This window comes from Rhodoferax sp. GW821-FHT07G04, from assembly GCF_059418585.1.
Window position 1 is genome coordinate 1,873,915 of the sequence record NZ_JBWKQD010000001.1, and the last position, 26,214, is coordinate 1,900,128.

The 26,214-nt window shown below is 64.4% G+C and carries 24 protein-coding genes; 8 read left to right on the top strand and 16 right to left on the bottom strand.

Annotated elements, in window-relative coordinates; all coding sequences use genetic code 11:
• Window positions 1-19 precede the first annotated feature (19 nt).
• Complete coding sequence (locus tag AC07OO_RS08680; RefSeq protein ID WP_495081645.1) at window positions 20-1,585, bottom strand: phospholipase D family protein; 1,566 nt, start codon at window positions 1,583-1,585, stop codon at window positions 20-22.
• Window positions 1,582-2,874: a glutamate-5-semialdehyde dehydrogenase gene (locus AC07OO_RS08685; protein WP_495081646.1), complete on the bottom strand. Its 1,293-nt coding sequence runs from the start codon at window positions 2,872-2,874 to the stop codon at window positions 1,582-1,584. Before AC07OO_RS08685 ends, AC07OO_RS08680 begins: the two co-directional genes overlap by 4 nt.
• 106 nt (window positions 2,875-2,980) lie before the next feature.
• Here AC07OO_RS08685 and AC07OO_RS08690 point away from each other — a divergent pair, with 106 nt between their 5' ends.
• Window positions 2,981-3,832, top strand: a complete 852-nt coding sequence (locus AC07OO_RS08690; protein ID WP_495081647.1) for an alpha/beta hydrolase — start codon at window positions 2,981-2,983, stop codon at window positions 3,830-3,832.
• Here the strand turns inward: AC07OO_RS08690 and AC07OO_RS08695 are convergent.
• Window positions 3,824-5,353: a TIGR01777 family oxidoreductase gene (locus AC07OO_RS08695; protein ID WP_495081648.1), complete on the bottom strand. Its 1,530-nt coding sequence runs from the start codon at window positions 5,351-5,353 to the stop codon at window positions 3,824-3,826. The genes AC07OO_RS08690 and AC07OO_RS08695 overlap by 9 nt on opposite strands.
• A gap of 36 nt (window positions 5,354-5,389) precedes the next feature.
• Entirely contained in the window at window positions 5,390-6,043 is a 654-nt protein-coding gene (locus tag AC07OO_RS08700; RefSeq protein WP_495081649.1) for a DUF4166 domain-containing protein, read from the bottom strand.
• Between the two features lie 209 nt (window positions 6,044-6,252).
• On the opposite strand from AC07OO_RS08700, the gene AC07OO_RS08705 reads away from it, so the two are divergent.
• From AC07OO_RS08705 to AC07OO_RS08715, 3 genes are all read left to right on the top strand, one after another.
• A complete protein-coding gene (locus AC07OO_RS08705; protein ID WP_495081650.1) occupies window positions 6,253-8,094 on the top strand; it encodes an ATP-binding protein in 1,842 nt (613 codons plus the stop codon).
• Entirely contained in the window at window positions 8,091-9,488 is a 1,398-nt protein-coding gene (locus tag AC07OO_RS08710) for a sigma-54-dependent transcriptional regulator (RefSeq protein WP_495081651.1), read from the top strand. The genes AC07OO_RS08705 and AC07OO_RS08710 overlap by 4 nt, the downstream gene beginning before the upstream one ends.
• A 129-nt stretch (window positions 9,489-9,617) precedes the next feature.
• A complete protein-coding gene (locus AC07OO_RS08715; protein WP_495081652.1) occupies window positions 9,618-10,160 on the top strand; it encodes a GNAT family N-acetyltransferase in 543 nt (180 codons plus the stop codon).
• Window positions 10,161-10,180: 20 nt separating this feature from the next.
• On the opposite strand, the gene AC07OO_RS08720 is transcribed toward AC07OO_RS08715, so the two are convergent.
• From AC07OO_RS08720 to AC07OO_RS08730, 3 genes are all read right to left on the bottom strand, one after another.
• Window positions 10,181-10,402 carry a hypothetical protein gene (locus AC07OO_RS08720; RefSeq protein WP_495081653.1) on the bottom strand — a complete coding sequence of 74 codons (222 nt, stop codon included), beginning with the start codon at window positions 10,400-10,402 and terminating at the stop codon, window positions 10,181-10,183.
• A gap of 29 nt (window positions 10,403-10,431) precedes the next feature.
• On the bottom strand, window positions 10,432-11,136 hold the full coding sequence (locus AC07OO_RS08725; protein ID WP_495081654.1) for a DUF3334 family protein: 705 nt from the start codon (window positions 11,134-11,136) through the stop codon (window positions 10,432-10,434).
• A 96-nt stretch (window positions 11,137-11,232) separates the two neighbouring features.
• Window positions 11,233-12,150, bottom strand: coding sequence for a LysR family transcriptional regulator (locus AC07OO_RS08730; protein WP_495081655.1), 918 nt, complete (start codon window positions 12,148-12,150; stop codon window positions 11,233-11,235).
• A gap of 142 nt (window positions 12,151-12,292) precedes the next feature.
• Here AC07OO_RS08730 and AC07OO_RS08735 point away from each other — a divergent pair, with 142 nt between their 5' ends.
• Together AC07OO_RS08735 and AC07OO_RS08740 are read left to right on the top strand one after the other, a co-directional pair.
• Window positions 12,293-13,009: a type 1 glutamine amidotransferase domain-containing protein gene (locus tag AC07OO_RS08735; RefSeq protein ID WP_495081656.1), complete on the top strand. Its 717-nt coding sequence runs from the start codon at window positions 12,293-12,295 to the stop codon at window positions 13,007-13,009.
• Between the two features lie 89 nt (window positions 13,010-13,098).
• Window positions 13,099-13,848 carry a type 1 glutamine amidotransferase domain-containing protein gene (locus AC07OO_RS08740; protein WP_495081657.1) on the top strand — a complete coding sequence of 250 codons (750 nt, stop codon included), beginning with the start codon at window positions 13,099-13,101 and terminating at the stop codon, window positions 13,846-13,848.
• Here AC07OO_RS08740 and holA read toward each other — a convergent pair.
• Window positions 13,832-14,932: a DNA polymerase III subunit delta gene (gene holA / locus AC07OO_RS08745; protein ID WP_495081658.1), complete on the bottom strand. Its 1,101-nt coding sequence runs from the start codon at window positions 14,930-14,932 to the stop codon at window positions 13,832-13,834. The genes AC07OO_RS08740 and holA overlap by 17 nt on opposite strands.
• Window positions 14,933-15,044: 112 nt before the next feature.
• Between holA and AC07OO_RS08750 the strand changes: the two genes are divergently transcribed.
• On the top strand, window positions 15,045-17,039 hold the full coding sequence (locus AC07OO_RS08750) for a hypothetical protein (protein WP_495081659.1): 1,995 nt from the start codon (window positions 15,045-15,047) through the stop codon (window positions 17,037-17,039).
• A 34-nt stretch (window positions 17,040-17,073) separates the two neighbouring features.
• On the opposite strand, the gene AC07OO_RS08755 is transcribed toward AC07OO_RS08750, so the two are convergent.
• From AC07OO_RS08755 to AC07OO_RS08790, 8 genes are all read right to left on the bottom strand, one after another.
• The gene (locus tag AC07OO_RS08755) at window positions 17,074-18,732 is read right to left on the bottom strand and encodes a GDYXXLXY domain-containing protein (protein WP_495081660.1); all 1,659 of its coding nucleotides are present in this window, start codon (window positions 18,730-18,732) and stop codon (window positions 17,074-17,076) included.
• Entirely contained in the window at window positions 18,729-19,709 is a 981-nt protein-coding gene (locus tag AC07OO_RS08760; protein ID WP_495081661.1) for a DUF2157 domain-containing protein, read from the bottom strand. Before AC07OO_RS08760 ends, AC07OO_RS08755 begins: the two co-directional genes overlap by 4 nt.
• 68 nt (window positions 19,710-19,777) lie before the next feature.
• On the bottom strand, window positions 19,778-20,284 hold the full coding sequence (locus tag AC07OO_RS08765; protein WP_495081662.1) for an LPS-assembly lipoprotein LptE: 507 nt from the start codon (window positions 20,282-20,284) through the stop codon (window positions 19,778-19,780).
• A gap of 10 nt (window positions 20,285-20,294) precedes the next feature.
• A complete protein-coding gene (leuS, locus tag AC07OO_RS08770; protein WP_495081663.1) occupies window positions 20,295-23,048 on the bottom strand; it encodes a leucine--tRNA ligase in 2,754 nt (917 codons plus the stop codon).
• A gap of 121 nt (window positions 23,049-23,169) precedes the next feature.
• Window positions 23,170-23,631, bottom strand: coding sequence for an ExbD/TolR family protein (locus AC07OO_RS08775; protein WP_495081664.1), 462 nt, complete (start codon window positions 23,629-23,631; stop codon window positions 23,170-23,172).
• Window positions 23,628-24,275, bottom strand: a complete 648-nt coding sequence (locus AC07OO_RS08780; protein WP_495081665.1) for a MotA/TolQ/ExbB proton channel family protein — start codon at window positions 24,273-24,275, stop codon at window positions 23,628-23,630. The genes AC07OO_RS08775 and AC07OO_RS08780 overlap by 4 nt, the downstream gene beginning before the upstream one ends.
• Complete coding sequence (dapB, locus tag AC07OO_RS08785) at window positions 24,272-25,075, bottom strand: 4-hydroxy-tetrahydrodipicolinate reductase (RefSeq protein WP_495081666.1); 804 nt, start codon at window positions 25,073-25,075, stop codon at window positions 24,272-24,274. Before dapB ends, AC07OO_RS08780 begins: the two co-directional genes overlap by 4 nt.
• A gap of 27 nt (window positions 25,076-25,102) precedes the next feature.
• On the bottom strand, window positions 25,103-25,654 hold the full coding sequence (locus AC07OO_RS08790; RefSeq protein WP_495081667.1) for an outer membrane protein assembly factor BamE: 552 nt from the start codon (window positions 25,652-25,654) through the stop codon (window positions 25,103-25,105).
• A gap of 84 nt (window positions 25,655-25,738) precedes the next feature.
• Here AC07OO_RS08790 and fur point away from each other — a divergent pair, with 84 nt between their 5' ends.
• On the top strand, window positions 25,739-26,197 hold the full coding sequence (gene fur / locus AC07OO_RS08795; protein WP_495081668.1) for a ferric iron uptake transcriptional regulator: 459 nt from the start codon (window positions 25,739-25,741) through the stop codon (window positions 26,195-26,197).
• Window positions 26,198-26,214: the final 17 nt, after the last annotated feature.

Consider the following 26,214-nt stretch of genomic DNA (forward strand, 5'->3'; position numbering starts at 1 on the left):
GTTTTCCCTATTCAAGAGCCTACAACAAACGTTCGGATACCAAAGGTGATAAGAAAAAAAGTTTGAGTCGCGCCCAGAAACCCAAATTGGGCTCCGTGGTGTGCACAATCTCGCGCCCGTTGTCCAATTCCACCCATTCGATCTCGCCGGTCGGCCCCAGCCGCAGGCGGTAGGACACATTGGCCTCACGGATCATGCGCCGGATGTCGTTGGTCAACTCGGGGCTGTCGATGATCATGCCCAGCTCGGTATTGGCCACTGCCGAACGTGCATCCAGGTTCATCGAACCGATGAACACCCGCTGCTGGTCCATCAAGGCGACCTTGGCGTGCAAGCCCCCCCTGGCCGAGCGAAAGTCGCCAAGGGTCTTGAATTTGACCGGGTCGTCCGGGTTGATCTCGTACAGTTCCACCCCGCTTTGCAGCATGGCCTTGCGCCGCTTGGCATAGGCGGCATAGACCAGGGGTTCGTCGGTTGAGCCTATGGAGTTGGTGATGACGACCACCCGCACGTGCGCCTCGATCCTCTTGCGCATATTGTCCAGGTGGTGCCGCTGCGGCACGAAGTAGGGCGACAGCATGATGACCTCGTGCTGGGCCGACTCCAGCACCTCCAGCACGCCCTTGTTGACGGTGTCCAACAGGTCGGCTACCGACGCGATGTGCTTGTACACCTTGTCCGGCTGGTCGGCCAGCACACGGGCGTGGCCCGCCACCAGGGGCAACTTGCCGTGCGCCAGGGCCGGTTCCAGCATGGCACCAAAATCTCCATAGTGCCCCACCAAATCGGCGCGCTGCAGCGCAAACTTGCTGTCCAGCAGAGCCATTCCACCGGCCACGGCTTCAGGCGTAGCCGGACCGGCAATGCTCTCCAGCGGAAAGACCTGGGCACTGTTCCAGTACAGATCAAAGGCCTTGGAGAGCTGCGGCACCACTTGCCCGGCACTGAGCACGTCCATGTCGATGAAGTTGCTATCGGCATTGTGGTTGAAGTACTCGTCGGCAATATTGCGCCCGCCCGAGATGGCCAGCGCGTTGTCCACGACCAGCAGCTTGTTGTGCATGCGGTGGTTGACGCGGTCCAGGTCCCCCACGGCACCCAGGAAGCGGCCCAGGTTGCTGAAGCGTCCGTTCACAAAGGGGTTGAACAGCCGCACGTCGACATTGGGCAGGCTGGCCATGGCCCGCAGCACGATGTCGGATTCGACAGTGAACAGGTCATCGACCAGCAAACGCACCCGCACACCGCGCTGGGCCGCCGCACGCAGTGCATGCAAAAAGGCCAGGCCGGCGCCGTCTTTTTGCACCAAGTAGTACTGGGCATCGATGGTCTTCTCGGCCCGCTCCAGCAAGGCCAGGCGCGCGTCCAATGCCGAAGGCCCTACGGGCAACAGATGGAAGCCCGAATCGGACGCAGGCCCGTCGGGCGGCAACGACGCCTGGGCGATCACGCCCAGCGGCGTTTGCGCGGCCTCGGCCACGGCAATGGCCGTGGTGGGCGGCAGATCCGGGTGATTCGGCAGACCGGCGCATGCACTCAGCAGTGCCGCACAGGCGGCTGCCAAGGCGATGCGCCAGGATTTCATGACCGCACTTCGCCGTCGCCCAAGACCACGTACTTCAGCGAGGTCAGGCCTTCAATACCCACCGGGCCGCGGGCATGGAATTTGTCGGTGCTGATGCCGATTTCGGCCCCCAAACCAAACTCGAAACCATCGGCAAAGCGCGTGCTGGTGTTGACCATGACGCTGGCCGAATCCACCTCACGCAAGAAACGCTGGGCGTGCAGGTGGTTGGTGGTCAGGATGGCGTCGGTATGGTGGCTGCTGTACTGGTTGATGTGGGCGATGGCCTCGTCCAAGCCGTCCACAATCTTGATGCTGATGATGGGGGCCAGGTACTCTTCGGACCAGTCGGATTCGGTGGCCTCAACCAGGTTTCCCTCGGAGTTAATGCCACCGTAGCTACTCAGGATGCCATAGGTGCGTGGATCACAGCGCATCTCTACACCCTTATCCGCAAAGACTTTGCCAATCAGTGGCAAGAACTTTTCCGCGACACCCGCAGCCACCAGCAGGCCCTCGGCCGCATTGCAGGGGCTGTACTTGTTGGTCTTGGCGTTGTCCACCACCTTGACTGCCATGGCTATGTCACACGGATCGTCCACATACACATGGCAATTGCCGTCCAGGTGCTTGATGACCGGCACCTTGGCGTCACGGCTGATGCGCTCGATCAGGCCCTTGCCGCCACGCGGGATGATGACGTCCACATACTGCGGCATGGCAATCAACTGGCCCACGACCTCGCGGTCCGTGGTCTGCACCAGTTGCACGGCGTCGGCCGGCAAACCGCTTTCCACCAGCGCCTGCTGCACCAGCTTGGCCAACGCCTTGTTGGATTCGATCGCCTCGGAGCCGCCGCGCAGGATGCAGGCGTTGCCACTCTTGATGGACAGGCTGGCGGCCTCGATGGTCACATTCGGGCGGCTCTCGAAAATCATGCCGAACACGCCAATCGGCACGCGCATCTGGCCCACGCGGATGCCGCTGGGCTGCTGCTTCATGCCGATGATTTCACCGATCACATCGGCCATGGACGCCAACTGCTCGCAACCCTGGGCGCAGGTCTCCAGCACCTTGGGCGTCAGCTTGAGCCGGTCCACCATGGGGGCCGAGAGGCCGTTGGCGATGGCCCGTTCAATATCCTTGGCGTTGTCCACCTGCAGCGCGGCGGTGTTCTCCCGCAGCAAAGCGGCCAATTTGCGAAGTGCTATGTTTTTAGTAGCTGCTTGCGCACGCGCCATGAGGGCTGATGCTACTTTTGCCTGAGAGCCCAAGCCGTGGGCGTATTCGGTGGTGTTGAGCGCATTCATGGAGGGATTTTCGCAGGTTTTGGCTCTTCGACCCCTAGAATCAATTGAAGCCCGCCGCGATGTCGGGTGAAATTTCCAACGCCCTACAGGCTCGACTTGAATCCCCATGAAACTTCTCTCTGGTAGATCGCCGTTCCTCTCTCGCCCACTGCGAATGGGCTTGGCCATGGCAGCCTCGCTGTTGTGGTTTGCGTCCACCGCCAGTGCCGACGAGCACATCACACTCAAGACGCGACCCGGCGTAAGCCAATCGGTGTTGCTGTGGGAGCCGCATGGCCCCAGCCCGGAGACCGTCATCCTGCTCATCCCCGGCGGCCCGGGAAACATAGGACTGACGCTGAAGGATGGGCACGCGCAAGCCCAAAGACCGCACCTCTTCTCGCGCCAACGAGACGCGCTTCTGCAAGGGCAGTTTGCCGTGGCGGTGGTAGACGCGCCGTCTGACCAGGAAGACATGACGCAAGACTTCCGCATGTCTGCCCAACATGCCACCGACATGCAAGCCGTTGTGCGTGAACTCCAGACCCGCTTTCCCAAAGCCCGGCTTGTGCTGATGGGCCACAGCCGGGGTACGGTCTCGGTGGGCCACATCGCAGCCAAGATTTCCGACCAGATCAGCGCCATCGTGCTGCTGTCAGGACTGTACCAACCCGGTCAGGCCAGCGAACACGTATCGTCCGGCGGACCGGGTCTTTCAAAGATCGATTTGCCTGCGCTGAAGGTTCCCATCCTCCTCGTCCACCATGCCGATGACGCCTGCCCGATCGCACCGATGGCTGCGACGGCCGATGTGTCCAAACGCCTGCCGATGATCACCGTCCGTGGTGGCACCACGGTTGACGGCGGCCCGCTGTGTGGCCCGGGCGGCGGCCATTGGTTTGCAGGAAATGAAAAGGCAGTCGGCAAAGAAGTTCTGAACTGGTTGTCAGGCAAGGCCTGGAAGCCTGCACTACCGTGAGCCCGCCTGGCCGTTCGCGCCACCCAGCTCTGATCGTGGCGACCCGCTAGCCACGCGCTGCGAATGGTGGCGGGCCAAGGCCCCCAGCGCGCCCTGCAACTGGGGATATACAAACCGATACCCCGCCGCCACAGCCGCCCGCGGCCTGGCGTTCTGCCCATCTAGCAGCAGCGTAGACATCTCACCCAGGAGCGCACGCATAGGCGCATCGGGCACACGTATCCACACCCGGCGGCCAAAGGACGCGGCCAGAGCCTTCGCAAATCGCGCCTGCGGCAGGGTGTGCGGTGCGACGGCGTTGACGGCCCCGCGCAGGCTGTCTTGTGCCAACGCGAAGCGCACCAAGCCGACCGCATCATCAATGTGTATCCACGGCGCAGCCTGGCGGCCACTGCCCAGCACCGCACCCAGACCCAGACGGGCACTGAAGGCCAGCATGGGGTAGGCACCGTCGCCCCGGCCCAGCACCACGCCAAAACGCATACGCACCACGCGCACACCCAGGCCCTCGGCACGGCGGGCCTCGTGTTCAATGGCGGCGCACAGATCGGACTGGAACTCGCCAGGACGCGGGCCGGCACTTTCGTCCAGCGGTTCGAAGGAGGCGTTGGGTGACGCGCCGTAGAAACCGACGGCCGACGCGCTGACCAGCACACGGGGAGGTTGCTGCAGGCGGCGCATCAGGTCGACCACGGCGGCCGTAACGCCCACGCGGCTGTCCAGCAAAGTGCGCCGGCGCGCGGCCGTCCACGGCATGCCCAGCACGCGTGCGCCGGCTAGGTTGACGACAGCGTCGATGCGGGTTTCGCTGGGAATCGCATCCAGGCGATCGACCACCCACACGCCCGGCCCGAATGTGGCGCGAGCCTGCAGCAGGTCACGTGACAACACGATGACGCGCTGGCCGTCGCGCAACAGATCGGCCACCAACGCGCTGCCGACAAAACCGGTGGCACCGGTCACCAGCACCGCGGGGGCGATGCGGTGGCCATGGGCCAAGGGCAGCGCGGGAGGCAGCTGTTGCGCGATACGGTTCAGCTGCCGCACGGCCAGCACATTGCGCACGCTCCAGGCCAGCACGCCTACACCGTAGATCGTGCACAGCCACGAGATCCAGCCGTGCGGCGTCAGAACCATGGCGGTATCTTGTTGCGCCCAGCCCCACAGCACCGGGGCGAAGACACCCAGGAACAGGCCGTAGCTGATGGTCAGCACCGTGTGGAGCAGACGTTCAAAGGCGGGCAGTTTGCGCGTGCGGTCCTCCTCCAGAAAATCCGCCAAGGTGATGCCCACTTCGGTCAACAGCATCGCGGCCAGCACGATGGCAAAGGCGCCACGCCATTCAAACCAAGCCAGGCCGATGAAGACGATGCCATAAATGGCCTCGCGCGCGGCATGCAGCGCCAGTTCGTAGCGGGCCGATATGCGCTGCGGCAGCTTGGCCTCCAGCTCGTGGTGCCACAGGTTGTCAAAGGCGCCCATGACGGCCTGGACGGACAGCAGAAAAAAGATGGTGTTCATGGTGGTGGCCTCGCTCTCAGAAAAATCAAAACAGGATCAGACGGTGGGGTCGGCAAACACGCCGGTTTGGTGGAAGGTTTCGCCCCACAGCGGGTGCACCATGGACAGCGTGAAGCGGAACAGGCCAGCGCCAAGATCGGTGTGGACGACGCGGCACACACCGGGGGTCAGCAGCGCAGGCACTGGCAGGCGCAGGCGGCCCCAGACCAACCAGAAGCTGCTGCTTTGGAAGACCAACGCACCGGCTTCTTCAAACACGTCCAGCGACATGCTCAGGCCACCGACGGTGCGTTCCAGCAGGCCGCCATCGGCACCAACCTCCTTAGTCGAGCACACGGTACGGTCCTGGCCTGCCGCGCCGGTGTGGAAGCGGCGCTCCCAGACGACACCGCCTTGGCCGTTGTCGCTGACGCGCACCGTGGTTGGCACGGCGTTGGTATTCAGGTGGGTCAGCGGGCCGCCCAGTAGGCGGGCGCATGCAGCGTACAGGTGGCCAACGAACGAGCAGCGCAGGTCCATGTGGCCTTCGTAGGTCGCATCCGCATGGGCCACGCCAAAGCGGTGTTGCACGGTGGCGGGCAGGCGGGCCCAGCCGGCTGCGCCGACCAGGGTGGGCAAGTCCAGTGCGGGGCGGGCGGGTGCTGGGGTGAAGGCGCGGAACAGGCGGCTAGGGACAAGGGCAGACGGCATGGTTGAGGACTCGTGAACGTTGCGGATGCAAGCTGTATTGCGAGAACCGGGCCAGCCCCTTCAGCACCCGCAAGTCCTTGATTTCATTGAAAATTGCCTCCCAGGCTGCATACTTGGTTTACAGTCGCAGCCGGCCCCATCGTCAACTCCAGGAACAGGTCTCACGCCATGCCTCACCTCGCCCCCACGCTCCGCCGCTGCGTCCGTCCATGCTGATCCACGCCGTCCTGGGCTTTGCCCTGCTGGAGACCCTGGCGCTGGCCGCCGTGTTATTGGCCTGGGCCGACCGCGTGGCCGGTGCGCGGCTGCTGGCGGCCTTCCTGTTTGGCATTTCGCTGTGGATGCTGGGCAACGAGCTGCCCAACTGGTTTGGGCCACAGACCGAGCAGGCCATGATGCTGTTGCTGTCCACCGCGCCGTTCACATCGGTGCTGTTCTTCCACTTCTGCACAGTGTTCTGCCGTGTGGATATTGGCCGCTGGGGCCTGCCGGCCGCCTATGTGCTGGGGGCCGGGTCCAGCCTGGCCGCCATGGCCCTGAACCCGGGCCACATCGTGCAGCACCGCGACGTGGGCTGGATCGCCATTGCCGGCACCATAGGCTGGACCGCCAGCATCGCCTGGATCATCCTGGGCATCGGCGGCGTGACCGTACTGCTGACGGCGCTGATGCGAGCACACCGTGCGCAGGACCGGCAAAAGTTTCGGCAGGTGGCGGCCGTCACCGCGTCCTGCCTGTGGGGCATGGTCTGCCTAACGGGCTATGGCATTGCGGTGATGGACCTGCCCATCTACCCCTTCCCACTCTTGGGCCTGCCGCTGTATTCGCTGATCCTGGTCTACGGCATCCTGCGCTATGGCGTGTTTGTGGCCAATGCCTGGGCGCGCCGCGCGCTGGTCTGGGCGCTGCTGCTGGCCCTGGGTGCCGTCGTGGTGGTGGTGACGCCTCTCTTGCTGCCGTTTGAATCACGCTGGCTGGGCGGGCTGGCGGTAGCGGCCAGCGTGCTGGCGCTCAATGGCCCGGTACGGCGCTTTGCAGAACGCCTGGTCTACCCCGGTGGCGAGGTGACCATAAGCGACTTGGGCGCCTGGCGCGCCGCATTGCAATCTGCAGAAACCTCTCAGGCACTGGGCGAGCAGGCCGCGGCGCTGCTGAGTACACGCATCGGCACACAGGTCGAAGTCCACATCGGCGAGCCACCGAACACCGGCACCAGCACACCGCAACTGGTATGCACCAACACCAGGCCCGATGGCTGGAACGCCACACTGCAAGGCTGGGACGCGGCCCCACCCGGCCCCCGCCATGTGGCCGAGTTGTTTGGCACCGTCGTCGCCGAAGCGGCGGCGCGTGTGGACCAGGCCCAGCAGTTCGCTGCCCGCGAGCGCGAACGGCAGCTGCAGGCGCGGCTGGCCGAGCTGGGTTCGCTGGCGGCCACCGTGGCACATGACATCCGCAACCCGCTGAACATCATCTCCATGGCCCTGGTCATGGCACCCAGCGACACCCGGCGCGAGGTGGCAGACCAGGTGGGCCGCATATCGAACCTGACCCACGACCTGCTGGACTACGCCAAGCCGTGGAAGCTCGCCACCACACGCATGGACCTGGCCGCCCAGGTGCGCGCCGCCGCGCTGCGCCTGCCCGACGTGGACCTGGGCGCCGGGCTGGACCAGCCCCTGCCGCTGGACGCCGACCCGCGTCGTGTGGAGCAGGTGCTGACCAATCTGTTCGAGAACGCGCGTATTGCCATCGCGTCGTCAACAGCGGATGGCGGCGCAGTATCCACCACGCATAGCCCCATGCACATCGACGCAGAGACCGTGGAGGGCGCCGTGCTGCTGCACATCTGCGACAACGGCCCCGGCGTGCCGGAAGAAATCCGCAGCCGATTGTTCGAACCCTTTGCCTCACGCAGCCCGGGTGGCACCGGCCTGGGCCTGGCCATCGTGGCGCGCATCATGGCCGCGCACGGCGGCTCGGTGGCGCTGACCGAACGGGCGCCCTGGCGCACCTGCTTCACGCTGCGGTTTCCGCGGACAACTCCATGACCACGATGACAGACGACTCTGCAACCACCCCTGAAACTGGCCACGTTTTGCTGGTCGACGACGAAGCCGCCTTCCAGCGCCTGGGCGGCAATTTCCTGCGTGGCATTGGCCACACCGTCACAGTAGCCGGTGATGGTGACCAGGCCCTGGCCGCCTTTGCCAAGCAACAACCCGAACTGGTGCTACTGGACCTGGCCATGCCGCCGCACATGGACCCCGAGATCGGCCTGGAGCTGATCCCGCGCTTCACCCGCGTGCCGGTCGTCGTGCTGACCGGCCATGGCGACCATGCGCTGGCGCTGCGTGCCACCGAGCTGGGTGCGTGGGATTTTTTGACCAAACCGATTGACCCCGACATGCTGCGCTTTGTCGTTGCCCGCGGCCTGCGCAAGGCGCGGCTGGACGCGGAGCTGACCGCCTTGCGCGCCGAACAGGCGGTGGACGATCTGGGCATGGTGGGCCAGGCGCCCGCCACCGTGCAACTGCGCGCGCTGGTGCGCCGCGTGGCGCAGACCACGGTCAGCGTGCTGGTGCTGGGGCCTACCGGTACCGGCAAGGAACTGGTCGCCCGCGCACTGCACGCCTGCAGCGCGCGCCACGCCGGGCCGTTTGTCGCCATCCACTGCGGCGCGCTGTCGGCCGAGCTGCTGGAAAGCGAACTCTTTGGCCACATGAAGGGCAGCTTCACTGGCGCCTACCGCGACCAGCCGGGCCTGGTGGAGGCCGCGCATGGCGGCACGCTGTTTCTGGACGAAGTGGGCGAGATGCCACCGCCGATGCAGGTCAAGCTGCTGCGCTTTTTGCAGGAGGGCGCGTTTGTGCCGGTGGGCGGCCGCGTGCAAAAACATGCCGACACCCGCGTGGTGGCCGCCACGCACCGCGACTTGGAGGCCATGGTGCGCGAGGGCACGTTTCGCGAGGATCTGTTCTACCGGCTCAAGGGCGTGGTGTTACGCACACCGGCGATTGCCGAGCGCCCTGCGGACATTCCGCTCTTGGCCACGCGCTTCTTGCACCGCGTAGCGCCGCGTGCGGGTCTGTCGGCCGGCGCCCTGGCCTGGTTGACGGCACGCGACTGGCCCGGCAATGTGCGCGAACTCAAAGCCGTGGTGGAGTCGGCTGGCGCACTATTGCTACCCGACCAGCGCGAGGTAGATGCGGAACTGCTGCGCCTGGCCAGCGGTGACATGGCCGATGCCACTGCGCCGCGCATCGAAACCGTGTCTCCTGGCGAAGGTGCCGGGCCGCTGGACGCAGCGCTGCTGGAACTAGAACTACGCCTGGTGCGCGACACGATGACGGCGGTGGGCGGCAACCAGTCCGAGGCTGCACGGCGCCTGGGCATCTCGCGCGTGGGGCTGATCAAGAAGCTGACGCGGCTGGGGCTGCGTTGAATGGCCCACGTTCGCTTGCACAACCAGCCAAGATTTCAGTCACCCACTCATTACTACACTTTTTATAGCGCACTGCATAGCATGCACGGGGGCTAGCGGTCATTTTCATTTAAGCCATAAACGCAAACCATGCAATTCAGATCCTTGCCCGAATCAACCCACCCGCTGGTGGTGCTGCGCCCCATCGCGTCCAGTGACCTCGCCGATTGGTTCAACTACCTGTCATTGCCTGTAGTCTACGAGCACACCAGCTGGGCCGTAACCTCCCCCAGCGATCTGGCGCCCTATGCGTGGTCGGCAGAGGCCGCTACGCCGTCCTCCGCCCTGCGCCTGGCCATCGCCGACCGGGTAAGTGGGCAACTGGTGGGGACTATCGGTTTTCATACCGTATCGGCGCAGAACCAAACTGCCGAGTTGGCCTATGACTTGGCACCCCCCATTTGGGGCAAGGGCATAGCAACACACCTCACCAAGGCATTCGTTGCATGGGGTCATGAACATGTGGGGCTCGTGCGGGTGCAGGCCACGGCGTTGGCGTCCAACATCCGTTCAGCCAAAGTCTTGTTGCGAAGCGGGTTTGTGCACGAGGGCCTGCTGCGCAACTACCGCATGGTGCGTGGCATACCGGGCGACTTCAACATGTATTCACACGTCCTACCCTCCGTCCACTGAACAACACACGCATCAGATGGCTATGGCCCCTCGCCCGGGCTGTAATGCGGCGCCTTGGCCCGCTCGATGAGCTGCAAGACCTGTTGCTGCGCGGCGCGGCGTTGTTCGGAGTCCAGCGTGCACCGGTAATCGCTCAAAGCCAGGGCGGTTTCTTCCAGCGCGTCGCGCAGGTCCAGCAGGCGTTGGACCAGGGCGGCGAGGTCGGGTCTTAGCGGCTTGTTCGGCTGCGGTGCATCGTCCATATTCCCTTCTCCCTCACCCCCAGGCTGGTTTACATGCCCAGGGACTTCAGTAGCTCGTCTTGGTCGGTGTTCGACTCTGGTGTGCTGGTGGCGGGGCCGGCGGCATGCCCTGCGGCGGCCTGCGCCAGCAGTGCGTCCGGGTCAATGGTCTCGTTGGCTTCGAAATCGTGGAGCTTGATGAACTCGGTACGGTCAATGGCCAATTCGAGATAGAAGATGTTGTTCTTGCCGGTGTAGAAGGTCACGCGGCGTGATTCGGGCTTGTCCAGCTGCGTGTCCACGCTCAACACCACCTGCTTGTTCAGCACCAGCATCTTGGGCTGGTTCTGCGTGATGTTGGTCTGCAACTCACGCCGTACCTTGCCGGTGAAATCCCCCACGATCTGATTCATGAGTTCTCCCATGATGTTGCTCACCTCATCGGAGGTGTGCGAGAGCGCCAATTCGCTCCGGGGCATCCCCATATTGACCATGTAGTTCTCGTAAAGTTCCATGGCCGTGGCACCGGAGAAATTGAGCACCACCAGGCCGGAAAAACCACCGTCAAACAGCACGAAACACCCGATGTCGGGCTTGAGGCAGGTCTTGCTGATGCGCTGCACCATGCCGGAGTAATGGATCTCCGACTGGGTCGCCACCGTCAGCACGCGGGTCACCGAATTGCACAAACTGGTCAGAATGTCTTCTGTCCCGTACACCACCGTCGATTCTTGCCAGGTCTTGTTGTCGCTCATAACCTACCTCGGTAGCCTAAAAGCCAAATGTACAACGGGTATGGGCTTTGTGGGGAAAACACAGCGGTGTGTGGAGCAAAAATGCGACGGGTCTTGTCAGGCCTCCGGGCGCTCCAACATGAAGGCCACAAAGGCCCGCACCTTGGCCGATAGATGCCGGTTGTGCGGGTACAGCAGCGAGAACGGCCGCGAGCGCCCACCAAAAGTCTGCAACACCTCGACCAAGCTGCCGTTGCGCACGTGCCGCTCGGCCACAAAGCGGTAGGCCTGCAGCAAACCACCACCGGCGATGGCATAGGACAGGCATCCCAGCACATCACCCTGCATGCTGGCACGGCTGCTGATGGGCAGGTCCACATCCTGCCCTTCTTGGCGAAACAGCCAGGGCAGACCGCGCCCGGTGCTGGGCATCACGAACTCGATGCAGTCGTAGCCATCGCCCAGCAGTTGCTGCGGCGTCTGCGGTGTGCCCTTGCGTGCCAGATACTCTGGCGCGGCGAAGATGCCGAACGCGGCGTCTTCCAGCTTGCGCGCCACCAGCCGTGAGTCATTGGGCGTGCCGCCGCGCAGGGCGATGTCGTAGCCGTCTTCCACGAAATCGATGTTGCGGTTGCTCAGGTCCATCTCCAACCTCAGCTTGGGGTAGCGCGCCATGAACTGCGGCAGCCGCGGCAGCACACGGTAATGGCCATAGGTGGTGGGCATGGAGATGCGCAGAACCCCCGTGGGCTCGGCCTGCCCGCCGTGGATGGCACGCTCCGCGCTCTCGATCTGGGCCAGCGCCTGGCGGCACTGCTCAAAGTAGGCGCGCCCCTCATCGGTCAGCCGCATCAGGCGTGTGGTGCGGGTGAACAGCTTGGCACCCAGGCGCTCTTCCAGCCGCCCCACCGAGCGACTGACCGCCGCCGCGGTCACGCCCAGGGCCAGGGCGGCGGCAGTAAAGCCCTGCAGCTCGGCCGCCTTGCAGAACATCTCGATGCTGCCCAGTTGCACGGGGTCAAAACTGCGAATCATAGTTACACGATGTAATTAGTAAATGTCAGCTTAGGCAGTTTATCTAATTAATTACAAGCAATACAGTCACTCCAGAGCCCAAACCCAGGCTTTGCGGCCACCAACCGCTACCCACTTTTTGAATGGAAAGAGAACCCCCGCCATGAGCACACCCAAACGCATTTTGATGATTGCCACCTCCAACACCGTGATGGGCGCCAGCGGCAAGCCCACCGGCATCTGGGCCGACGAATTGGCCGTGCCCTACTACCAACTGCGGGACGCCGGCGCCGAAGTCGTGCTGGCCTCACCCAAGGGCGGCCCGCTGACACTGGACCCCGGCAGCCTGAAACCCGTGGGCCAGAACGATCCGTTGGTGGACCGCTTCCTGACGGACCCTGCCGCGCAGGCGCAGGCCAACACCACCCACATCGCCGCGCAAATGGATGCCAACCAGTTCGACGCCGTGTTTTTCCCCGGCGGCCACGGCACCATGTGGGACCTACCCACAGACGCCGGCGTGACCCGTGCGGTAGAGACTGCATTCACCGCCGGCAAGCTCATCGCTTCGGTTTGCCACGGTGCGGCTGGCTTGGTGACTGCGCGCCGTCCGGACGGCGAATCAGTGGTCAAGGACAAGCGCATCAACTCTTTCACCGATGCCGAGGAAGACGCCGTGGGCCTGAGCAGCGTGGTGCCGTTCGCGCTGGAGTCGCGTCTGCGCGCCTTGGGCGCCCGCTTTGAAGGCGCCGACAACTGGGCCGCCTTCGCCGTGCGCGACGGCCAGTTCGTCACCGGGCAAAATCCGCAGTCGTCTGCGCTGGTGGCTCAGCACGTGCTGGAGGCCCTGGGTCTGCGCGCGGCAGAGCTGGCCCCATAAAGACCCGCGGTGCTGTTGCACCGCTGCTATGTGCCGCGCTAAGGCTAAGATGGTCCTGGCACCAGGACTCTCTCCAACAGGCGTGGCACATGGCAACCATTCTGATACCGCTCCCCAGCACCGATTTCGACCCCACCGAATCCGCCGTGCCCTGGCGCGTGCTGACGGATGCCGGCCACACGGTGCGCTTCGCCACGCCGGACGGCGCGCCCGGTGCGTGCGACCCCATCATGCGCACCGGCAAAGGCCTGGGTTTGCTGGCGCCGCTGCTGATGGCCGACGCCAACGGGCGCGCAGCCTACGACGCCACGGTACAAAGCCCGGCCTTCCAAAAACCGCTGCGCTACAGCGATCTGCAGTGCGCCGATTTCGACGCGCTGCTATTGCCCGGCGGGCACGCGCCGGGCATGAAGACCTATCTGGAATCCACCGTGCTACAGGCCTTGGTGGCGGCGTTCTTTGCCGCCAACAAGCCGGTGGCCGCCATCTGCCACGGCGTGCTGCTGGCAGCCCGCTCGCGCCAAACCAATGGGAAGTCGGTGTTGCATGGCCGCAAGACCACGGCGCTGACCAAGACGCTGGAACTCAGCGGCTGGGCGTTGACCTGTGCATGGATGGGCCGCTACTACCGCACCTACCCGCAGCCACTGCAGGACGAAGTGCGTAGCGTATTGGCCAAGCCCGACGATTTTGTGAGCGGCCCCATGGCAACCACGCGTGACAGCCCCGGCAATCTGGCACCCGGCTTTGTGGTGCAGGACGGCAACTACCTGTCGGCCCGCTGGCCGGGCGATGCGCACCGCTTTGCGAGCAGCTTCGCCGCTATGCTCGTGACCTGACCGCGCTGCCGCCGGCCGCTGGCGCAGCGCACAGCCCGCACAGTTGCAGCGCCAACCGGTGCAAGGCCTGCCAACCCGACGTCGGCCAGTCAGGCTGCTTCAGGCCTTTGACAATGCCATCCACCACATGGGCGCTTTGCACCAGATCCGACAGAGCCGTAGCGGATAGGCGCGGCAGCACGCGTTCAAACAGCCGCTCCTTGGCGCCCCAGACACGCTGCTCGCGCAGGGCCATGGGCAAGGGCCGTCCCTGGCCCATCGCGTCTTTAACGCGCTTCAGTGCGCGTATGTCTTCACTCAGCGTGTAGTGCACCAGCACCTCGGCCTCGCCCTCGGCCTGCAGGCCATCGAGCATGCGCTGCACGCGCAAAGCCTGGCCCCCGAGCACGGCCTCGCTGAGCTTGAAGACGTCGTAGCGGGCGACGTTCATCACCGCGCCCTCCACCTGGTCGAACGTCAACACACCGCCGCCGGGACCGTCTGCAGGGAACAGCAGGCTTAACTTTTGAATCTCCTGGTGCGCAGCCAGCAGATTACCTTCCACCCGGTCGGCAAAAAATTGCAGCGTGCGCTGACCTTCTTCGCCCGCCGCCACGCGCTGGCCCTGGGCGGACAGCCGCTGGGCAATCCACTGCGGCAGCGCGGCGCGCTCCACCGGTTCCACTTGCAGCGTGATGCCATAACTCTCCAGCGCCGCAAACCAAGCGCCGGACTTCGTCATCTTGTCCAGCTTGGGCAGCATGACGATGGTCAGCGTGGAGTCGTTGCCCTGGGACATTTCTGCCAGTTGCTGCAGGGCCGTGCTGCCATCCTTGCCCGGTTTGCCCGAGGGGATGCGGATCTCGACGATCTGCTTGTCGGCAAACAGGCTCAGCGAGCCGCCGGCCGCCAGCACTTCGCTCCAGTCAAAGTGGGCGCCGGCCACGGTGTGCGAGGTGCGCTCGGTGAAGCCCTGCTGCCGGGCCACGGTGCGGATGACGTCCAGCGCCTCTTGCAGCAGCAGCGGCTCGTCCCCATGCAGCGTGTAAAGGCCTTTGAGCCCGCGCTGCAGGTGCTGGCTGAGTTGGTGGGCGGCGACTTGCATGGGCTCAGTTTAGCCTGCGCCCGCTGCTCCATATTTTTGTCAAAAAAGGAGCGTAGTATGGAGGCGTCGCGCAGACGCATTCTGTTTTACTTGCCCAGCCTGGTACCGCCGCATGCCCACACCGACCCGTCTATCTCTGTTGCGGCGCGGCCTGCACCGCGCCTTCACTGCCGGGGGCCTGGTACTGGCCTTGGGCGCAGCCCAGGCCGCGGGCATTAGCGCAGCACCGCCCATTGCGAATGTGATCATCGGGGGCGCGGAGCAGCGCTGCTCCAGCTACACCGGTGCCGGCCAGGGCCGTGGATGCTCCGCCGACTGGGACACCATACTGGCGCAAGACCCCGCGTTCAAGGGGCTGCGCCGCGACGACATCAGCTTCGAATTTGACTACGCCGTCCCCCATTTCAGCTACAGCCTGACGCAAGCCCACCTGGACGCGCTGCGCAAGATACCAGACCGGTTGTTTGACCCGCAGCGCAAATCCCTGCTGCTGGCCCACCTGGCACCGATACTGGCCGAATCCGGCCCTCAGCAGCATGTGGCCTGGCCCGTGTTTGAGCAACTGCTGCTGCCGACCTCGGCTGCCACCGGCAACCCGGTGCACTTAAGCCTGGCCGAAGGCGCCATGCTGCGCTCGGCCTTCGTGGACCCGCTACCCGACTACCGGCGCAAATGGCAGGCTCGCTCCACGCCGTTTTCGTCGAACGCCTCCACCGTGGCCATCACCCAGGCCCTGGTCGCCGCGGCGCGGGCGGTGAACAAAGGACGCACGCCGCTGATCGGGGTGGTCACCGCCTCGGCCGGCCCCCATCCCTTTGTGGACCGTGACATCAATGTGTTCATGCTGCATTCGGCTGGTGCCGACGTGGTCTACCTGCCGCTGGAAGGAGGCTTCCGCCAGGCGCTGGACGCCGATGACTGTAGCAATCTGCGTTACTACTACGACAGCTACACCAACACCCGGCCCGAGCGCGTGGTCTACCACGCCGACCTGCTGTTCCCCGATCTGGCCGAGCAACAGCGCGGCTTCTGTGCGCACCACGGCCAAGCCCTGGACGCTGTGCTCAAGCGCTTGAACGGCATCTACTTTTCGGGCGGCAACCAGGCCCGTCACCTGGAGAGCCTGGTGGCCAAAGACGCCGCGGGCGACTACACGCTGACCAGCGCGCAGTTGGCGATCTTGCAGCGCCGCCACGCACAAGGGCAATTGGTGGTGGCTGGCACCAGTGCGGGCGACCATATCCAGGGCGGCGGACTGTGGCGGGGCAAGCCCGTGCCCATGGTGGGGGGCGGCAGTTCGTATGACGCGCTGAAGGGTGGCTTTGCCAAAGGCCAGGGTGCTGCCGGCGACACCATGGAATTGGGCCAGACCGAAGCCAGCACCAGCAGCAACGCTCCAGTCATCTACCCACTGGGTGGTTTGGGGGTGTTCCGTTTTGGCCTGCTGGATTCACATTTTTCGCGGCGCGCGCGCGAAGGCCGCCTGGTGCGCGCCACCTTCGACAGCGCCATGGACTATGGCTTCGGTGTCGACGAAAACACGGCACTCCTGGTCAGCCGGCCCGACGCGGCCGGTGCCACACACTTCTCGGTGCTGGGGGCCGGTGGTGTCTTCATTGCCGACGTACGCGCGGCCCGTGCCGCATCCAACAACCCACAGCAGCCCCTGCAGATATCCGGCGTGCGGGCCCATTACCTGCTGCCCGGTGACACGGCCCACATCGATGCCTCTGGGGATTTGCAAGTCCAGCTGTCATCGGGTGCGCCGTTGCTTCCACCAGCGCCAGCGCCTGAGGTGGCGGCGCAAGACCGTTTGCTGGACACCGGCGCGTCGAATTTTCTGAACCTGGCTACCCGCATGGGGCGAACCGGCGCCTGGCTGGGCTATGGCACCACGCAGAACAGCACAGACACGCGCGGTAAGCAGAACGCGCCCTACTACAGCGCGACCTTGACACGGGATGCGCAGACGGTGTTTCGCGGCGCCGTCATCACAGATGCCAAGGCGGCATCAGCCCCGGTTTCCTATACCGGGCTCAGCGTGCGATTCGCGCCCTGCGAAGACGCCTGCCAAGCGCCGGAGCCAGGTGATATGGCATCCCAATAGGCGGCATAGCGCAAGGGGCCTGCGCCGGTAGCACTCACAACGCGGCCAGATCAGCCCCGCGCAATCCCACCAACAAGGCCCGACCATCCGGGGTCACGCGGAACTCGCCATACTTCGCCTGGGCCCAGCGCTCGGCCTCGCCTTCCTTGAAGTACCAGGCATCGGTGACCAATACCCATTCGCCGTTCTTGGGCGATAACTCCACACGCATTTCGTCCGGGGCCAGTTCCCCTCCTAGGTCGGAGCGGAACTGCGTGACCACTCCGCGCGCATCGCGCTGGGCCACGACGTGCGGCCGCTGCCCCGCTGTCAACAAACCACCGTCTGCAAGGGCCGCATCACGGGGGATGGCGAAGCGCAGCGCCATGTAGTCACCGGCCATCAGCGATCGCGGGTCCACCGGAGCCAGCTCCACGAACAGGGGCTGCCCGTGGGCGATGAGGTTTTCTTTCTGCCAGATGCCTCCATTGGCCACCAGCAGCACCAACAGCGCGGCAAAGGCCAAGCCGGCTTGGGGTTTGTCCAAGCCTGCATTCGCCTTAGGACCGTTCGCAGAGGCCGTGCGGAATGCCTGGGTTGTGCGCGCGGCCCACCAGGCCAGGCCTGCCAACACTGCGCCTGCGCCGACCAATAGCAAGGCCTTGTCCGCCAGGGACCAGCTCAATTGGTAGTAGAAGGCACCGATGATCCAGGCCGCTGCTACGCCCGCAGCACTGGCCACACGCCAGCGCCCGCCCGAAACACAGTAGGCCATGAGCAGCAACACCGCGCCCAGCGACGGCATGAAGGCCGCCAGTGCTACCAGCACCAGCGCGACAACGGCGCACCAGGTATTGCGCACGCGCGGCCATCCGTAGGCCAACCAAGCCGCTGCCGCAGCGGCCAGCACCACGGAGCCCAGCCGCAGTGCCAGCAAGTCGTCCAATGCCGAGGTCGGGTTGGAACCCAGTTCCCGCGCGATCTCACCTGCCACACGGCCACCACCGCCCAGGCTGGCACCGACCAGAAACGTCATGCCGGCCCAAAACGCCAGCCCTGCCAGGGTCATCAATAACCAGCCAACCGATAGCGACTCCCAGGCTGCAGCCACACGCGCGTCTTCACCCGCGTGGAACACCGTGTGCTGCACCCAGGCGCCGACCAGGACCAAGGCAACCAGCAGATGCAGCGCCAGCCACACGCCCGGCCACTCAGAGCGGCCAAAGAAATTGAAGCTGATGGGCGCAGCCGCCAACCCGACCAGCCCCGCGGCACCAGCCCCCAGCAACACCCGCAGCCAGGGTTTGGGCACCGCCCATACGACACCGATCACCAGGATCGCGGACATGGCCGCCGCACCACGTGGAGGCATGTCGCGGAACAGCGCAAAGCCCAACAGGCTACCACCCACGATCAGCCCCGGCACGGCCAGTTGTTCGACAAACAGCGGCAGTTCACGGGCGCGCAAGACCACCACCGCACCCGCCAGCACCAGGCCACCAATCAGGTAAGTGCCTGCACCCCGGGTGGCCACTTCGCCGACCATCATGCCCACCACCCCCAATAAGGGCACGGCGGCCAGCCAGGCTCCCAGGGCTGTCAGCAGCACAACCGGCCAGGGCCGCGTGTCTTGCTCGGGACGGCGTGCGTCGTCCGGCAAGACGCCGGCGGCTATCGCTGTCTGCAGTACTTGTTCCAGGCGGTCGGCGCTCATGCTGCGCTCCCTTGCCCTGCATGGGCACGCGACAAGCGCAGCAGCAGGCTCACCGTTCCGGCCAACAAGCCGGCTGCCGCCAAGCCCAGTAGCAGCAGAGCGCCGAACCAGCCATCGCCATGCCTGTCGTGGAACAGCAGCTTGCCCAGACCGAAGATCAGCAGCACATTGAGTGCCAGGCCCACTGCGCTCAGACCAAAAATGTCAAATACGGCATCGCTGGCCAGGCCCACCGCGGCGACAGCCAGCAACCCCAGGCCCAAGGCATAGAGCGCGCCCATCTCGCGGTCAAACAAGGCACCCAACGCGGTGGTGGTAATCATGGTGGTGGCCAGCGTGATGGCCGTGCGCATGGCCCAGGGGCCGCTACCAGTCCAGCGCTGCAGCACGGGGCTTAGCGCCAAGACCAAGGCCAGGGCTGCAACCCAGGCCGCAGCGTAGACACGCAGGTCTTGCGGCTCCACGCGCCAGCGGTGCGAGGTATGGGCATAGACCCACAAAGAGATGCCGGTGGCTACCACCAGCGCCCACGGCGTCCACACCACATCGCTGCGCACGCTCAAGGCCAGCGGCAGGGCCAGCACGGCCCACACGGCAAACAGCTGCCAGGGGTCGGCGCCAGTCTGGTAGGTCTGGCCAAAATAGGCGAAGAGTCCGCCGATGGTGAGCAGCGCCAGCAAGCCCAGGGCGGTGCGCCCGGCCGGCTTCAGCGCCGCGGCCCCGCACATCACCAAAAACAAGACTTGCAGTAAGGCAAAGCGGCCGAAGCGCCCCAGCGTCTCCCAGTTGGCGGCTATCCACAGGATGACGCCAAAGCCACCCAAGGCGGCCGCCAGCACGGCCACACCGCGTGGCAGCCAGTAGGCCAGTTGTGCGGGCTCGCGGTTGAGTCCTGCGATTTCGGTGAGTTTGCGGGTCGCGGCGGCATCCAAGCGGTGCTGGGCCGTCAGTTCATACAGTGCCAGGCGAAGATCCATGGAACAAAACCTTTCGTGGGTACCGTGCCGCCACCCGCAGAGCCCAAGCGGCGGGAGCTATGCATTGTTCAGGCCGGATCCAGCGACTTGACTGCTGCCAGGCGGCGCAGCAACTGCTGCAGGATGTCGTTCTGCATGTCGCGGAACAGCAGCACCTCTTCGGCCTCCTTGGCCAACACGGCGGATTCGTTGAAGCTGATATCGCGCTGCTGCGCAATTTCGGTGGGGCCAATCAGCTCCCGCCCGTCGGGCAGGCGCATGCGGAACAGCAGCCGCAGCCTGAGCTGGAACTCGCGCACCTGGCCCGAGGCGTTAACGCCCACCACATTCTTGTCGCGTACCTCTTGCAGGATATCGACCACCACCTGCGGCGGCTCGGAACCGCGCACGGGTACCAGGGGCACGATGGACTTGCCAAAGTAGCGGATCAAATCGGCCGCGACCAGGCCGTTGCGCTCAGGCGTGACAGCCAGGGTCTGGAAGGCAAAGGTCTGGCTGCTGCGCAGCTTGAAGCCGCAGCCAGCCAAAACCGCGGCGCCCAGGGCTGCGGCAATGGCAGTACGGCGACTTGGCATGGGCTGCGGTCTAGAGGACCACATTGACCAGGCGACCCGGCACGATGATGACGCGCTTGATCGGCGCACCCGCGGCAAACTGCACAAAGGTTTCGTTGGCCAGCGTCAGCGCCTCGATGGCCTCCTTGGAGGCTCCCGAAGGCACCATCACCGAGCCGCGCAGCTTGCCGTTGACCTGCAGCATCAACTCCACTTCGTCTTGCTGCAAAGCGGCTGCATCGGCTGCGGGCCAGGGTGCGTCCAGCAGATCACCACCGGCTTTGGCGTAACCCAGTTCGCTCCACAGCGCATGGGCGATGTGGGGTGTGGCCGGGTACAACACGCGCAGCAGGATGGATAAGCCTTCGAGCACGGCGACTTGGCCGCCTTCAGCATCCAGCGCCTTGAAGTCTTCCAGCGCGTTGATCATCTTCATCGCGCCGGAGACCACGGTGTTGTACTGCATGCGCTGGTAGTCGTAGTCGACCTGCTTGAGCACGGTGTGCATCTCGCGCCGCAGAGCCTTGGCTTCCTTGCCGAAGTTTATGGCACTCTGACCGCTAGCCCTCGTCAAATCTGCGTGAGCCGCTTCCAAATCCATAGCAGACAGCTTGACACCAAAATTCCAAACACGGCGCAGGAAGCGGTAGCTACCCTCCACGCCGGCGTCGTTCCACTCCAGCGTAGCCTCGGGCGGCGCGGTGAACATGGTGTACAGGCGGGCGGTGTCGGCACCGTATTTTTCGATCAGGTCCTGTGGGTCCACGCCATTGTTCTTGGACTTGGACATGGTACCCACACCCTCGTAGTCGATGGCGGTGCCCACGGACAGCAGACCGTCCGCGCTGTCCACGGCCTTGGTCAGCTTGGCGCCGGTGATCTTGCCGGCGTCGTCAAACACATTCTCCACATCCTGTGGCCAGAAGTACTCCTTGCCACCCTTTTCGGTGCGGCGCGAGTAGATGTGGTTGAGCACCATGCCCTGGGTCAGCAGCTTGGTGAATGGCTCGTCCATCTTCACCAGACCCAGGTCGCGCATGACCTTGGTCCAGAAGCGTGCGTACAGCAGATGCAGGATGGCATGCTCGATGCCACCGATGTACTGGTCCATGCCGCTGCCACCGGTGGCTTGCTGCTGGTCGCGCATCCAATAGGCGGTACCCGCGCCGACCATGGCCTGCTCGTTCTTGGGATCGCAGTAGCGCATGAAATACCACGAGCTGTCGACAAAGGTGTCCATGGTGTCGGTCTCGCGGCGGGCGGCCTTGCCGCAGACCGGGCAGACCACGCCTGCGTGGAAGCCTTCGTGCTTGTGCAGCGGGTTGCCCGAGCCATCGGGCACGCAGTCCTGCGGCAGCACGACCGGCAGATCCTTCTCGGGCACCGGCACGGCACCGTGCTCGCTGCAATGGATGATGGGGATGGGTGTACCCCAGTAGCGCTGGCGGCTGACGCCCCAGTCGCGCAAGCGCCAGGTGGTTTTTTTCTCGCCCAGGCCCTTGTGCAGCAGCGCGCTGGCCACGGCGTTGACCGCGTCGGTGTAGTTCAGGCCGCTGAACACGTCGGAATTGACGGTGAAGCCGCGGGTCTTGTCGCCATACCATTCCTGCCAGTGGTCATGGTCGTAGCTCAGGCCGTCGATGTGGACCACGTCGTCGATGCGCAGGCCGTATTTCTTGGCAAAGGCGAAGTCGCGCTCGTCATGCGCTGGCACACCCATGACGGCGCCATCGCCATAACCCATCAGCACATAGTTGCCAACCCACACATCGACCGGATCGCCGGTCAGCGGGTGAATGACCTGCAGGCCGGTGGGCATGCCCAGCTTTTCCTTGACGGCCAGTTCGGCTTCGGTGGTGCCACCGGCCTTGCATTCTTCGATGAAGGCGGCCAGTTGGGGGTTGGTAGTCGCCGCGTGCTGGGCCAGCGGGTGCTCGGGCGCGACCGCGCAGAAGGTGACGCCCATGATGGTGTCGGCGCGGGTGGTGAACACGTACATGCGGCCGTCGCCGATGAGTGTGCCGTCGGCGCGTTGGATGTCGTGCGTGAACGCAAAGCGCACGCCGCTGGATTTGCCAATCCAGTTTTCCTGCATCAGCTTGACGCGCTCGGGCCAGCCTGGCAGGCCGGTCTGCACTTGGTCCAGCAACTCCTGTGCGTAGTCGGTGATCTTCAGGTAGTAGCCGGGGATCTCGCGCTTCTCGACCGTGGCGCCGGTGCGCCAGCCCTTGCCGTCAATAACCTGTTCGTTGGCCAGCACGGTCTGGTCCACCGGGTCCCAGTTGACGACCTGGGTCTTGCGGTAGGCAATGCCTTTTTCCAGCATCTTCAAAAACAGCCACTGGTTCCATTTGTAGTACGACGGGTCGCAGGTGGCGACCTCGCGGCTCCAGTCGATGGCCAGGCCCATGGCCTGCATCTGGCCCTTCATGTAGGCGATGTTCTCGTAGGTCCACTTGGCGGGCGGCACCTTGTTCTTCAGCGCGGCGTTTTCGGCGGGCAGTCCAAAGGCGTCCCAGCCCATGGGCATCAGCACGTTGTGGCCGTTCATGCGCAGGTAGCGCGCCAGCATGTCGTTGATCGTGTAGTTGCGCACATGGCCCATGTGCAGCTTGCCGCTGGGGTAGGGCAGCATGGAGCAGGCGTAGAACTTCTTCTTGGGCTTGCCATCTGCGCCAAGCGCGTCTTCGTTGACGCGGTAGGCATTCTGGCCGTTCCACAAGGGTTGCGCCCAATGTGCGTGTGCCGCTTTTTCGATATCCAGATGTTGGTATTTGTCTTGCATGGGTCTGAGGCCGCGAAAGGGCCGCCGAATGGAGTGCCTAGAGGGATTTTAGGTGCAGCCGCCATAGTGCCCACAGAACTTGGCGCAATGGCAATTTGCCGCCGGGCCGCCACAAGGCAAATTAGCCCCCATGGGGGGCAGCGACCCGCACAGCGGTGGAGCGTGGGGGTGTGCTCTCGTCGGCCACGAAACCGATGCGGTGCAGGCCGGCCAGATGGGCTTGCCCCATCAGTTCGACGACGCGGCCGTAGGGAACAGCGGTATCGGCGCGCAGGCGCACCTCGGTGTCCGGGTTGCGTTCACCCGCCTGGCGCAGCGCAGCGGCCACCGCGCGGGTTTCCAGCGGCTTGTCGTCAACAAAAACCTGACCAGACTTATCCACCGTCAGCGCAATGAATTTTGGTGCTTCCAGCGAAGCCGCGCCCGCCGTCTTGGGCAAATCCACCTTGACGGCACTGACCAGTAGCGGCGCGGTGATGATGAAGATGACGACCAGTACCAGCATCACATCCACCAGCGGCGTCATATTGATGTCGCTCATGGGCTGGGGCCCCGTGGTGCGTTCCAGCCTACCGAAGCTCATAAGACCTTCTGTGTAATCAACAGCTCGCGCAAATCACGCGCAAAGCCTTCCAGGTCGGCTTCGATGCGGCCGATGTAGCGACCCAGCACGTTGTAGCCCAGTACGGCGGGAATGGCGACGGTCAGACCCGCGGCGGTCATGATCAAGGCCTCGCCCACGGGCCCGGCAATCTTGTCGATGCTGACCTGGCCCGCGCCCGAAATGCCGATCAGCGCGTGGTAGATGCCCCATACCGTGCCCAACAAGCCCACAAAGGGGGCCGTGGAGCCCACGGTGGCCAGCAGCACCTGGCCGGATTGCAACTTGAGCAGCACGGCATGCAGCGCATCGCGCAGCAGGCGGGTGAGCTGTTGGGATTTGTCGCCCGCACCGGCCAAGGTACCAGCGGTATCGACCTGGCTGGCTTCCACCAGCGGCATGACCAGGACCTCGCGGTCAAACAATTGCACCGACTTCAGACCGGCGTCCAGCGTGGGGGCTTGCCAAAAGGCGGCGGTGCTGCGGGCCACATCGCGGTGTGCCCGCAAAAGCAGCCAGGCCTTCCACAAAATCACGATCCAGCTGGTCACCGACATCACCAGCAATACCAGGGAGACGCCGTTGCTGACCGCGTCGCCCTGGCGCAGCAGCTCCCAGGCGTTCACCGCAGGCCCAGCACGTCGTACATGTCAAACAGGCCGGTCTTCTTGTCGGCCAGGAAGCGCACAGAACGCAGGCTGCCCTGGGCGTAGGTGACACGGCTGGAGGATTTGTGGCTGATCTCGATGCGCTCGCCAATACCGGCAAACAGCACGGTATGGTCGCCCACGATGTCGCCGCCGCGTATGGTGGCAAAGCCGATGGAGGACGGGTCACGTTCGCCGGTCACGCCTTCTCGGGCATAGACGGCGCAATCTTTCAGGTCGCGGCCGATGGCCCCGGCAATGACCTCTCCCATCTTCAGCGCAGTGCCGGACGGCGCGTCCACCTTGAAGCGGTGGTGGGCTTCGACAATCTCGATGTCATAGCCAGTGGCCAGGGCCTTGGCGGCCATCTCCAACAGCTTGAGCGTGACATTGACGCCCACGCTCATATTGGGCGCCAGGACGATGGCGATGTCTTTGGCGGCGGCCGCGATCTCGGCCTTTTGTGCATCGGTAAAACCGGTGGTGCCGATGACGGCGGCCACACCCAGTTCGCGGCAGACCTTGAGGTGGGCCAGCGTGCCTTCCGGGCGGGTGAAGTCGATCAGCACCTGGCTGGGCTGCAGGCCGGCGCGCAGATCGGCGGTGATCGTCACGCCCACGGGCTTGCCAGACTGTGCGCCAGCATCCTGGCCAACGGATGGGCTGTCTGCCCGATCCAGCGCGCCGGTCAGGCTGCAATCGTCAGCGGTACGGATGGCGTCGACCAACATCTGCCCCATACGGCCCGATGCGCCGGCCACAGTGATCTTGTGGGTCATGTCACGGTGTCTTTCAGCTACGGAGAATTAGGGGCGCACGGCTTCCAATGGAGGGTAGTCGGTCGTGCCGCCAAGAATGGGTGCCGTGATGGCCACGGGCTTGGGCGCAGGGAATTTCTTCAGGCTTTCTTCCGATGCTTCCAGACTGGGAATGGAGCCTGGCAGCGATGGCGATTTCAGCGTGGCCACAAATTCGGCTTCGGTAGGCAATTCGTCAGCCTCAAAGCGCTCGACGGCGTCGCCCTTGAAGAAGATGGCGACCTTGCGGGCTTGTGGTGCCACACCTTGCTGCTTCAGCGTGAACACATAGTCCCAGCGGTCGGCGTGGAACACGCTGGTCAGCAGGGCGGTGCCCAGGATGTCGCGCACCTGGGCGCGCTGCATGCCGGGCTTGATGAGTGCCATTTGCTCACGGGTCACGACATTGCCCTGCACGATGTCGACCTTGTACGGGGAGATGATGCTAGCCACGCGCGCGCTGGCGCCGTCAAAGCTGCTGCAGCCTGCGAGGCCCGCTATGCTGGCAAGGGCCAGGGCTACCAGGGGCTGAATAGGGCTACGGCAATGAATGTCGGACATGGCAGGTTACGCGAGATATGATCGTGGGATTGTAGCGGTTGAGCACCGCGCCTCCCTCTGAGCGCACCCGGCGGAAAGATGCCCATGACCAACATCGACGAACTCAAAAACACGGGTCTCAAAGCCACGATACCCCGGCTGAAAATCCTGGAGGTGTTTCAGCGCAGCGCGCAACGCCATCTGACAGCCGAAGATGTGTTCCGCGTGCTGCTGCAAGACCGCTCCGATGTGGGGCTGGCCACCGTGTACCGGGTGCTGACCCAATTCGAGCAGGCCAGTATTCTGAGCCGCAGCCATTTCGAAAGCGGCAAGGCGGTCTACGAACTGAACGAAGGCCAGCACCATGACCACCTGGTATGCCTGGATTGCGGCATGGTGGAAGAGTTTTACGACGCAGAGATTGAAAATCGCCAGCACGAGATCGCCAAGGCCAAGGGCTTTGCGATTTCCGACCATGCGCTGAGCCTGTATGCCCACTGCACCAAGGACAAATGCCCCAACCGTGCGGACCGAGACAAGCAGCGCGGCGGTGGCGGGGCCTGAGCTAGCAGCCCACCTGC